This is a genomic window from Haloactinopolyspora sp. (genome assembly GCF_027324685.1).
GTDB lineage: Bacteria > Actinomycetota > Actinomycetes > Jiangellales > Jiangellaceae > Haloactinopolyspora.
Genome location: NZ_DAHVSH010000202.1, coordinates 1 through 9,521, shown reverse-complemented (window position 1 = coordinate 9,521; position 9,521 = coordinate 1). Strand labels below are relative to the sequence as shown.

Annotated in this window: 10 protein-coding genes; 4 read left to right on the top strand and 6 right to left on the bottom strand. The window is 69.1% G+C overall.

The features are described 5' to 3' along the window. Positions 1-162: 162 nt before the first annotated feature. Complete coding sequence (locus M6444_RS21585; protein ID WP_298332240.1) at positions 163-393, bottom strand: DUF4287 domain-containing protein; 231 nt, start codon at positions 391-393, stop codon at positions 163-165. A 585-nt stretch (positions 394-978) separates the two neighbouring features. Between M6444_RS21585 and M6444_RS21580 the strand changes: the two genes are divergently transcribed. Beyond that, positions 979-1,266, top strand: a complete 288-nt coding sequence (locus M6444_RS21580; protein WP_363326460.1) for a hypothetical protein — start codon at positions 979-981, stop codon at positions 1,264-1,266. Here M6444_RS21580 and M6444_RS21575 read toward each other — a convergent pair. After that, the gene (locus M6444_RS21575; protein WP_298332234.1) at positions 1,247-2,467 is read right to left on the bottom strand and encodes an acetyl-CoA C-acetyltransferase; all 1,221 of its coding nucleotides are present in this window, start codon (positions 2,465-2,467) and stop codon (positions 1,247-1,249) included. The two genes, M6444_RS21580 and M6444_RS21575, sit on opposite strands and share 20 nt — an antisense overlap. 89 nt (positions 2,468-2,556) lie before the next feature. After that, on the bottom strand, positions 2,557-3,564 hold the full coding sequence (locus M6444_RS21570) for an SGNH/GDSL hydrolase family protein (RefSeq protein ID WP_298332231.1): 1,008 nt from the start codon (positions 3,562-3,564) through the stop codon (positions 2,557-2,559). A 77-nt stretch (positions 3,565-3,641) separates the two neighbouring features. On the opposite strand from M6444_RS21570, the gene M6444_RS21565 reads away from it, so the two are divergent. Next, positions 3,642-5,006 (top strand): cystathionine beta-synthase, encoded by a 1,365-nt coding sequence (locus M6444_RS21565; RefSeq protein ID WP_298332229.1) that lies wholly within the window; start codon positions 3,642-3,644, stop codon positions 5,004-5,006. Between the two features lie 21 nt (positions 5,007-5,027). On the opposite strand, the gene M6444_RS21560 is transcribed toward M6444_RS21565, so the two are convergent. The 3 genes from M6444_RS21560 to M6444_RS21550 all read right to left on the bottom strand — a co-directional run bounded on the left by M6444_RS21560 (position 5,028) and on the right by M6444_RS21550 (position 7,557). Further along, complete coding sequence (locus tag M6444_RS21560; protein ID WP_298332226.1) at positions 5,028-5,489, bottom strand: NfeD family protein; 462 nt, start codon at positions 5,487-5,489, stop codon at positions 5,028-5,030. Between the two features lie 104 nt (positions 5,490-5,593). Next, a complete protein-coding gene (locus tag M6444_RS21555) occupies positions 5,594-6,055 on the bottom strand; it encodes an NfeD family protein (protein ID WP_298332222.1) in 462 nt (153 codons plus the stop codon). A gap of 62 nt (positions 6,056-6,117) precedes the next feature. Then, positions 6,118-7,557 (bottom strand): PLP-dependent aminotransferase family protein, encoded by a 1,440-nt coding sequence (locus tag M6444_RS21550; RefSeq protein ID WP_298332220.1) that lies wholly within the window; start codon positions 7,555-7,557, stop codon positions 6,118-6,120. 65 nt (positions 7,558-7,622) lie between these two features. Between M6444_RS21550 and M6444_RS21545 the strand changes: the two genes are divergently transcribed. Both M6444_RS21545 and M6444_RS21540 read left to right on the top strand, forming a co-directional pair. Then, positions 7,623-8,270 (top strand): hypothetical protein, encoded by a 648-nt coding sequence (locus M6444_RS21545; protein ID WP_298332217.1) that lies wholly within the window; start codon positions 7,623-7,625, stop codon positions 8,268-8,270. A gap of 416 nt (positions 8,271-8,686) precedes the next feature. Further along, positions 8,687-9,521 (top strand): aminotransferase class I/II-fold pyridoxal phosphate-dependent enzyme (locus M6444_RS21540; protein WP_298332214.1); only part of this gene is annotated, 835 nt, incomplete at its 3' end.

Sequence of the window (9,521 nt, the reverse complement as noted above, 5' to 3'; positions counted from 1 at the left end):
GATGAGTCGCCGCGCGCCAAGTCGCCGAGTGCTCAGCGCGCGTGGCGCCACATGTTGACCGGCTGTTGCGGGGTGAGGCAGGCCAGCCGTCGAGGAACGGCTTCACCAGGGTTCGCTCAGCGACGTACAGCGTTCGCTCAGCGACTCTCTGACCGCGTGGAGTCAGCGAAACGACCGCGCCGCGCGGCGCAGGTCGTGCTCGTGCACGATCGCCGTGGCGTGCCCGTGTGCCAGGCCGTGCTCGTCGCGCATCCAGCGCACACGATCATCGAATCTCGAGAATGCTGGTCCGGCCTCCAAAGCCGCGAACCACTCCGGAAGATCTCGCCCGGTGACACCTGGCACTCGAGCGAGAAGATTGCGATGGGTTTCGTCGGAGTGATTCAGGCTCATGGCTGCCTCCGTAGGCTCGAGAGGTCTCCGTTACTCGACTGTGCCGCACCGTTCGGCACGAGGCAACCCCGTGAGCCAAGACCATCTCTTGTTCATTTGGCGGCTGTGTGACAGTTGGGCTGGCGAAATAGGCCGATACCAGGGGTGAAGATCGTTGTGTGATCGGGCGTGCGAGGACGCACCCTGTCGTGAAGATCGTCGTGTGCCTGGAGGCGGATTTTCGCTGTCGTGAAGATCGTCGTGGTTGGATGAGCCGCTATAGACCCCGATTTCCCGCACGACGATCTTCACGACTGTCCCGCACGACGATCTTCACGACTGTCCCGCACGACGATCTTCACGACTGTCCCGCACGACGACGAGCCGACCCCGCCGCGCCCACGTCGACGGGCCTCGCGCGGGGTCGATCCAGCGATCGGCCGCGGCGACGACCGGACCCAACCACCGGCCCGATGCGAAAGAGGCTCAGTGAACGTACCGACCGAGGACGCCCAGGTGCCGAACCGGTCCGCTGCGAGCGGCTCCGACGCGAAGCCGCTCGACGCGCGGTCACTGTTTCGCGAGCTCGACCGAGTGGTCGGCGACTTGCGGCGCGGCGGCGGTGTGGTGCAGCAGCCCGATCGGCATCCGCCGGTCGTGGCCGACGCGGTACACCAGTTGGCGCAACGGCTGGCCGATGCGGCGGCGGACGCACGCGGCGAGCCACGCCGTCCCGTGCCCCGACTCGCCGATCATGCCTTGGCCGATCAGCTCCAGGTGGTCGCCCGCGAGCTCAGCGAAGCCGTGCGAGACACCGGTGCGGTCGACATCGACGCGGTGCGACGGTCGGTGGACGACGTGCGCGGATTGATGCTCAGAGGCGTTCCACGATGATCGCCATGCCCTGACCGCCGCCAACGCACATCGTCTCGAGCCCCACGGTGGCATCGCGCGCGCGCAATCCGTTGAGCAGGGTGGTCATGATGCGCGCGCCGGTCGACCCGAACGGGTGGCCCAACGCGATCGCGCCTCCGTGGACGTTCAGTTTGTCGTAGTCGATGCCCAGGGCTCGAGCGCTCGGCACCACCTGAGCGGCGAAGGCCTCGTTGATCTCGACCAGGTCGACGTCGTCGATGGTCATGCCGGCGCGGTCGAGGACCCGGCGCGTCGACTCGACCGGGCCGAGGCCCATGATCTCCGGCGACAGCGCGGACGCAGCGGTCGCGACGATACGGGCCAGGGGGGTCAAGCCGAGTTCGCGTGCGCGGGTGTCGGACATGATGATCACGGCAGCCGCGCCGTCGTTGAGCGGCGTGCAGTTGCCCGCCGTCACCGTTCCGGTGGGGCGGAACACCGGCTCGAGCGCGGCGAGCTTCTCCAGCGTGGTGCCGGGTCGGGGGCTGTCGTCGGCGTCGACCACCCGGCCGTCCGGGGTGGTGACCGGGATGATCTCGCGGGCGAAGAAGCCGTCGGCGATCGCACGCTCGGCCCGGTTCTGCGACAGCACCGCGAACTCGTCCTGATCGGCCCGGCTCACCCCGACCGAGGTGGCCACGTTCTCAGCCGTCTGACCCATCTGGATGTAGATGTCGGGAAGGAGCCCGTCCGCACGCGGGTCGCGCCACGTCTCGTTCGTCGCAGCGTAGTGCGCCGTACGTTCCTTCGCCGCGGCGAACAGCGGATTCTGCGTCTCCTCCGGATCGAGCCCGGCGCCGCCGAAGTTCATGTACCGCGACACCGACTCCACGCCGGCAGAGACGAAGACGTCGCCCTCGCCGGCCTTGATCGCGTGGAAGGCCATCCGCGCGGTCTGCACCGACGACGCACAGAACCGGTTCACGGTCGCCGCCGGCACGTCGTCCAGCCCGAGTTGGACGGCGATCCGGCGGGCTACGTTGCCGCCCTGCTCGTCCCGAGGCTCGGCACAGCCGACGTAGATGTCGTCGATGTCGCGTGGATCCAGCGCCGGCACGGAGTTGAGCGCCGCACGGATGGTCGTCGTGGCCAGATCGTCCGGCCGGACGTCGATCAGCGATCCCTTGTAGGCGCGGCCGATGGGTGATCTGGCTGCGGCGACGATGACGGCTTCGGGCATGACGACTCCTTCAGCGGCGAGACGCTCCATGGTCCCGCGAGGGCCTTGGCTACTGGCTGGTAACCCCCACCGTAGCGCCCCTGGACGCGTCAGGTCGTGCGGGCGGCCTCAGCGTCGGGCAGCGGCCGGCGCCGCCGGTTGCGCAGCATCGCCCACCGGCCCCGTGGCCCGCCGCTGCGACCGCCGACTTCGGTGGCTGCGACCTCGGTACCAGCATGGTCGGCGGCGGCGACAGCGGCGATCGACACCGGCAGGATGCTGTCGCCGCGCAGTGCCTCGGGCACGTCGTCTTCGGCGGACCACAGACCCAGCGCACCAGCCAGCGACGGCAGGACGGCAGCAGCGGCGTGCGCGTAGCCCGCTGACGACGGATGAAACCGGTCTTCGCTGAACAGCTCACCGGGCGCGGCGTAGAACTCGGGGCCGAGAATCGAGCCCAGCGAGACGGTGCGGGCCCCGGCCTCCACTGCGGCGACGGTCTGGGCCGCGGCCAACTGCCGACTGGCCCGGCGTGCCAGCCAGCGCAACGGCGGACGGATCGGACGGATGGTGCCGAGGTCGGGGCAGGTGCCGACGACGACGTGGCAACCGGCTGCGCGCAATCGCTCCACGGCCTCGGCGAGCAACCGCACGGCTTCCACGAGCGGTTGCTGGTGGGTGATGTCGTTACCGCCGATGATCACCAGCGCCACGTCGGGATCGGCGTCCAGAGCCTTGTCGACCTGTCCGGCGAGATCGGAGCTCGCGGCCCCGACCTCGGCGACGGTGGTCAGCCGGACCGGCCGGTGCGCGATCTCGGCCAACCCGGTGGCCAGCAGCGCAGCGGGGGTCTCCTCGGGGGAGCTGACGCCGTACCCGGCCGCGGCCGAGTCGCCGATGACGACGAACGAGATCGGCGTGCCCTGCTCGGGACCGTACAAGCCGTCCGCGTCCGGTGGATCGCTGAGCGGAACGCCGTTGATGGTGCGGCGGGCGAATCGGGCCTGGGCGCGGAGCAAGGCGTAGAAGCTGGCGCCGAGCAGGCTGAGACCACCGCCGCCATAGGCGGCCGCCGTAGCGATACGGCGAGCTGAACGAGCGTTGAGCAGGCTGACCACACCCCGACTTTATCCGCTGGCAGTCCCGTGGCCAGGCCAGTACACGCGGTGCCTCTCCAGCGGCTAGTGTCTGCTGCGTGGAGTACTACGAGAACGTCGTCGATCTGATCGGCAACACGCCGCTGGTGCGGCTGGGTACCGTCGGAGCCGGTCTGCCGGCGACGGTCCTGGCGAAGGTCGAATACGTCAATCCCGGCGGCTCGGTCAAAGACCGTATCGCGGTACGGATGGTCGAAGAGGCCGAACGCAGCGGGCTCATCGGTCCGGGCGGAACGATCGTGGAACCCACCAGCGGCAACACCGGCGTCGGGCTGGCATTGGTCGCCCAGCGCAAGGGGTACCGCTGCGTTTTCGTGTGTCCGGACAAGGTCAGTGAGGACAAGCGCAACGTCCTCAAGGCCTACGGCGCTGAAGTGGTGGTCTGCCCGACGGCGGTGCCGCCGGAACACCCTGACTCGTACTACTCCGTCTCCGACCGCCTGGTCACCGAGATCGAGGGTGCATGGAAGCCCGACCAGTACGCCAACCCGGCCAACCCGCAGTCGCATTACGAGTCGACCGGGCCCGAGCTGTGGAAACAGACCGACGGCTCCATCACGCACTTCGTCGCGGGCATCGGCACCGGCGGCACCGTCAGCGGCACCGGGCGATACCTCAAGGAGGCGTCGAACGGGCAGGTGCACGTGGTCGGCGCCGACCCCGAGGGTTCGGTGTACTCCGGCGGGAGCGGGCGTCCCTACCTCGTGGAAGGCGTGGGCGAGGACTTCTGGCCGACGACGTACGACCAGCAGATCTGTGACGAGATCGTCTCGGTCACCGACAAGGACTCGTTCGACATGACGCGCCGGCTCGCCCGCGAAGAGGGCCTGCTGGTGGGTGGCTCGTGCGGGATGGCGGTGGTCGCGGCGCTACGCGTGGCCGAGCGTGCCTCGCCGGGCGACGTGGTCGTCGTGTTGTTGCCCGACGGTGGGCGCGGCTATCTCGGGAAGATCTTCAACGACGAGTGGATGACGGCCTACGGATTCCTGCCTCCGGTCTCCGGCGTCACCGTGGGTGACGTGTTGCACCGCAAGGCGGGGACGATTCCGGCGCTGGTGCACACCCATCCGAACGAGACGGTGGCCGACGCCATCGCCATTCTGCGGGAGTACGGCGTCTCGCAGATGCCGGTCGTGCGTGCGGAGCCGCCGGTCATGGCCGCCGAGGTCGCTGGTGCCGTCGTCGAGCGCGATCTGCTGCAGGCGCTGTTCACCGGTGTTGCCTCGCTCACCGACAGCGTCGAAGAACACATGTCGGCCTCGTTGCCGATGCTCGGCGCGGGCGAAGCCGTATCGGCTGCGGTGGAGAAGCTGCGTTCCAGCGATGCCCTGCTCGTCGTCGACGACGGCAAGCCGGTCGGTGTGGTGACCCGGACCGACCTGCTGGGCCACCTGGCGGGCTGAACCGGGTCGGCCTGAGCGCGGCTAATCGCCGTTCAGTACCAGGGCCGTGGCGCCGCGGATCTCGACGACGTCGACGTGTGATCCGGCCGGATAGACCGAGTAGCCGTCGTACGGGCGCGCCGTCCATACCTCACCGGCCAACCTGACAAAGCCGGAATCCGGTCCGACGCGCTCGACGACGGCGCAGCGCTGCCCCACCAGGGCTGCGACCCCGAAAGTCGCGCCGGTGGGGGTGAGGAAGCGTCGTTTGGCCATCGGGCGGACCACACCCAGCAACGCCACGCTGACGCCGACGGCCACCAGCAGTTGGACGACGAATTCCGCCCCGAGCCCTGCGGCGACGCTGCCGCTGGCGGCGCCGAGGGCCAACATCAGAAAGAAAAAGTCGAGCGTCGTGAGCTCGATGGTGCCCAGCACCAAGGCCGCCGCGGCCCAGCCCAAGACCCAGGCGTTGTCGCTGAACCATTCCCCCAATGACGACATGGACGCATTCTAATGAAGCGGATGAATGCCGCGACCTGCCGCAAATTCGTGCGTTCCGGCTGTCGCCGTCCGCGTCCCTGGTGACGAATTGGCCGGGCGAGCCGTCATTCGTAGGCGTGGACCAGCGCGGTCGCCCCGTCGATCTCGGCCACGCCGACACGGGCACCGGGCTCGAACACCGAGTGGCCGTCGTACGGGCGCGCCGTCCACACCTCGCCGCCGAGCTTCACCAAACCAGAACCGGCCGCGACCTGCTCGATCACGAGCCCTTGGCTCCCGATCAGCGCCGCGCCGCCGACGGCCAGTTCAGGCGCCGACAGCAGGCGGCGTTTGGCGATCGGGCGTACCACGATCAACAAGGCGGCACTGACCAACGAGGCCACGGTGAGCTGGACGAGGAAGCCGCCACCGAGCGCCGCGGTGAGCGCACCGCTGCCAGCGCCCACGGCGAGCATGAGGAAGATGAAATCGAGCGTGGTCAGCTCGACCATGCCGAGCACGAGGGCGGTACCGAGCCAGGCAACCACCCATGCGTGGTCGCCGAGCCAATCCCACAGCGACTGCATGGACGGCATCCTACGGGAATCTGATCATTCGGGCACCTGCATGATCATCGGTTGGCGCGCGGTCAGGCCACGACGTCCACTTCCTGCACAGCTGTGGCTGTCGCGGCGCGGAATGCCGCCGCGATGGTCGGCACCGCCTGCCGGAGCACGTCCGGCGGATGCACGTACGGCACCCGCAGCCGGGTCTCGAAGGCGCCGTCGATGCCGAACCGGGGACCCGCGGCCAGACGGATGCCGTACTGCTCAGCGGTGGAGACCAGCCGGCTCGACGCCGGAGCCCCGATGTCGCACCACAGGACCAGACCCCCGCTCGGCAGGCGAAACGTCCACTGCGGCAGGTGTTCGGCCAGGGCGGCAGCGAGTGCGTCCCGCCGCCGGCGCAGCTCGTCGCGGGTGTGCGTCACGAACTCGTCATAGCGGCGCAGCACCTCGGTGCAGGCGAGCTGTTCGACCACGGGCGAGGAGATGTCGAACGATGCGCGAGCCGCGGCCAGCCTGCGGATGATCGCCTCGTCCCCACGCACCCAGCCGATGCGCATGCCGCCCCAGACCGATTTGCTCACTCCGCCGATCGTCACCGCGGCCTCGGGTGGAAGGTGTTGAGCGAATGGTGCTGGCGCGGAGGCGTCGAGGGCGAGATCCACGTGCGTCTCGTCGATGACGGTGACGGTGCGCGACCGGGTGAGTTCGGCCGCCATCGCCGCGCGTTCTGCTGAACTGGCCAGTAACCCGGTCGGGTTCTGAAAATCGGGGATCAGATAGGCCAGCCGCGGAGCGGATTGGCGCACCGCAGCGGCCAGGGCGTCGACGTCCCAGCCGTCGGCGCGCAGCGGCACCGGAACCGGCCGCGTCGCAGCGCGACGGATGGCGTCGAGCGCGTTCGGGTACGTGGGATGCTCGAAGAGCACCCGGTCGCCGGGATCGGTCAGCACCGACAACACCAGCGAGAATGCGTGCTGCGTCCCGGCCGTCACCAGGATCTGATCCGGTGTGGTCGGCAATCCGCGCGACTGGAACCGGGTCGCGACGGCCGAGCGCAACACGGGGAGGCCGAACAGGTCGTAGCCGGACGTGGGCAGATGACGCGGCAGCTGCTCGAGTGCTTCGGTGAACGCCTCGTGCAGGATGCCGGCGGGTGCCTCCGGTGCGGCGTGCGCGAGGTCGAGGCGTCCGGTGCCTTCGGTGTGGTCCGGACCGAACGGCGCCCACGGCGTGTTCGTCCCTCCGGCCGGGACCGTGGTCCAGGTGCCGGACCCCTGCCTGCTCGCGGCGTATCCCGCGCGACGTAGTGCGTCGTAGGCCGTCGTCACCGTCGTCCGGCTGACCTGGAGCGCAGCGGACAGTTCCCGCTCGGACGGCAATCGAGTCTCGAGCGGCAGCCGGCCGTCGAGCACGAGCAACCGGATGGCGCCGGCCAGCCGAGAGTACGCCGGTCCGGTGCCGCCAGAGACCTGCCAGTCACCGAGGTTGCGGGCCAACTGCTGCCCGTTGATGGAGCGCACTGTGCCACTTTCTCACAAGTGGCTCTCGAATAGCAGGCCAACATAGGCCAGAATCGTCGCTTGTGATGACACGACGACTGGTTCAGCTCTACGGCGGCCTCGTTCTCTATGGCTTCAGCATGGCCCTGATGATCGAATCGAGCCTGGGCCTCGACCCCTGGGACGTGCTGCACGAAGGTCTGGCCAAGCGCCTGCCGGTGTCGTTCGGTGTCGTGGTCATCGCGGTCGGCGCGCTCGTCCTGCTCGCCTGGATCCCGCTGCGCCAACGTCCGGGCCTCGGGACCGTGAGCAACGTCGTCGTCATCGGCCTGGCTGTCGACGCGTCGGCGTACGTCCTCCCGGAACCAGACGCCGTCGCGGTTCGCGCGCTTTTCCTCGTGGCCGGTGTCGTCCTCAACGGCGTCGCGACCGCGGCCTACATCGGCGCCAGGTTCGGGCCGGGTCCCCGGGATGGGCTGATGACCGGCTTGGTGCGAACGACCGGCCAGTCTGTACGTCTGGTGCGCACGACCATCGAGCTGAGCGTGCTCGGAACGGGATGGCTGCTGGGCGGCACGGTAGGTATCGGCACGGTGCTGTACGCCGTTGCGATCGGCCCGCTGGTGCACCTCCTGTTGCCCCGGCTGACCGTGCCGGCGAGCACGACGGGTCCCGCGGACGTTCAGGAGGGCGGGCACGGCGACGGGCGCCCGGCGGGCGTTCGACCGCGGTAACTGATCCGCGTCGATAGCGCTGAGCGGCAGCGAGGACCGGCGGTGGCGCGTCGCAGCCGTGCGGTCGGTTGCGGGCGGGTCGCGTGCGGCGGTCGTGATGATCGTCGTGTGGCGTGGCGCCGATTTCGCCGGTCGTGATGATCGTCGTGCAAGAAAGTGCGCGATATAGCGGCTGGTTCTGCCACGATGATCTTCACGACCGTGATCTTCCCGGCCCGCAGCGGCTGGTTCTGCCACGACGATCTTCACGACCGTGGTTTTCGCGCCCGCAGCGGCGGTTGCTACCACGACGATCTTCACGACCCGCGGCACGTCGCCCCGGTTGGAGCGCAAACGGCGACGCCGAGGACCACGAGGCCCAACCGACCACACGACTCGCCGCACGGCGTCGCGGCACGACGCGTAAGGTCGGTGTCGTGCACGGATTCGAGACGCGAGCGATCCACGCGGGCCAGAAGCCCGACCCGCGGACAGGGGCGGTCATCCCGCCGATCTACGCCACCAGTACCTACGCCCAGGACGGCGTCGGCGGGCTGCGCGAGGGCTTCGAATACAGCCGCACCGGCAACCCGACCAGAGCAGCCCTCGAAGAGTGCATCGCCGCACTCGAGGGTGGCACCCGTGGGCTCGCCTTCGCCTCGGGCATGGCGGCTGAGGACACTCTGCTCCGCGCAGTGCTGAAACCCGGCGACCACATGGTCATCCCGGACGACGCGTACGGCGGGACGTACCGGCTGGTCAGCAAGGTCGTGGAGCGCTGGGGAGTGTCGTGGACAGCCGCGCCGGTCAGCGATGCCGAAGCCGTGCGAGCCGTGGTCACGCCGTCGACGAAGATCATCTGGGTCGAGACGCCGACCAACCCGCTGCTCGGCATCGCCGACATCACTGCGCTGGCGGCTGTGGCCCGTGACGCAGGCGCCCTGCTCGTCGTCGACAACACCTTCGCCACGCCGTACCTGCAGCAGCCCCTGGCCCTGGGGGCCGATGTCGTCGTGCATTCGACGACGAAGTACGCGGGAGGTCACTCCGACGTCGTCGGCGGAGCGCTCGTGGTTGCCGATACGGCGTTGGGTGACGAGCTGGCCTATCACCAGAACACCCTCGGCGCCATCGCCGGACCGTTCGACGCGTGGCTGGTGCTACGTGGGCTCAAGACGCTCGGCGTGCGTATGGACCGGCATTGCGACAACGCCGAACGGGTCGTGGCGCTGCTCCGAGAGCACCCGCGGGTGAGCCAGGTGCTGTACCCCG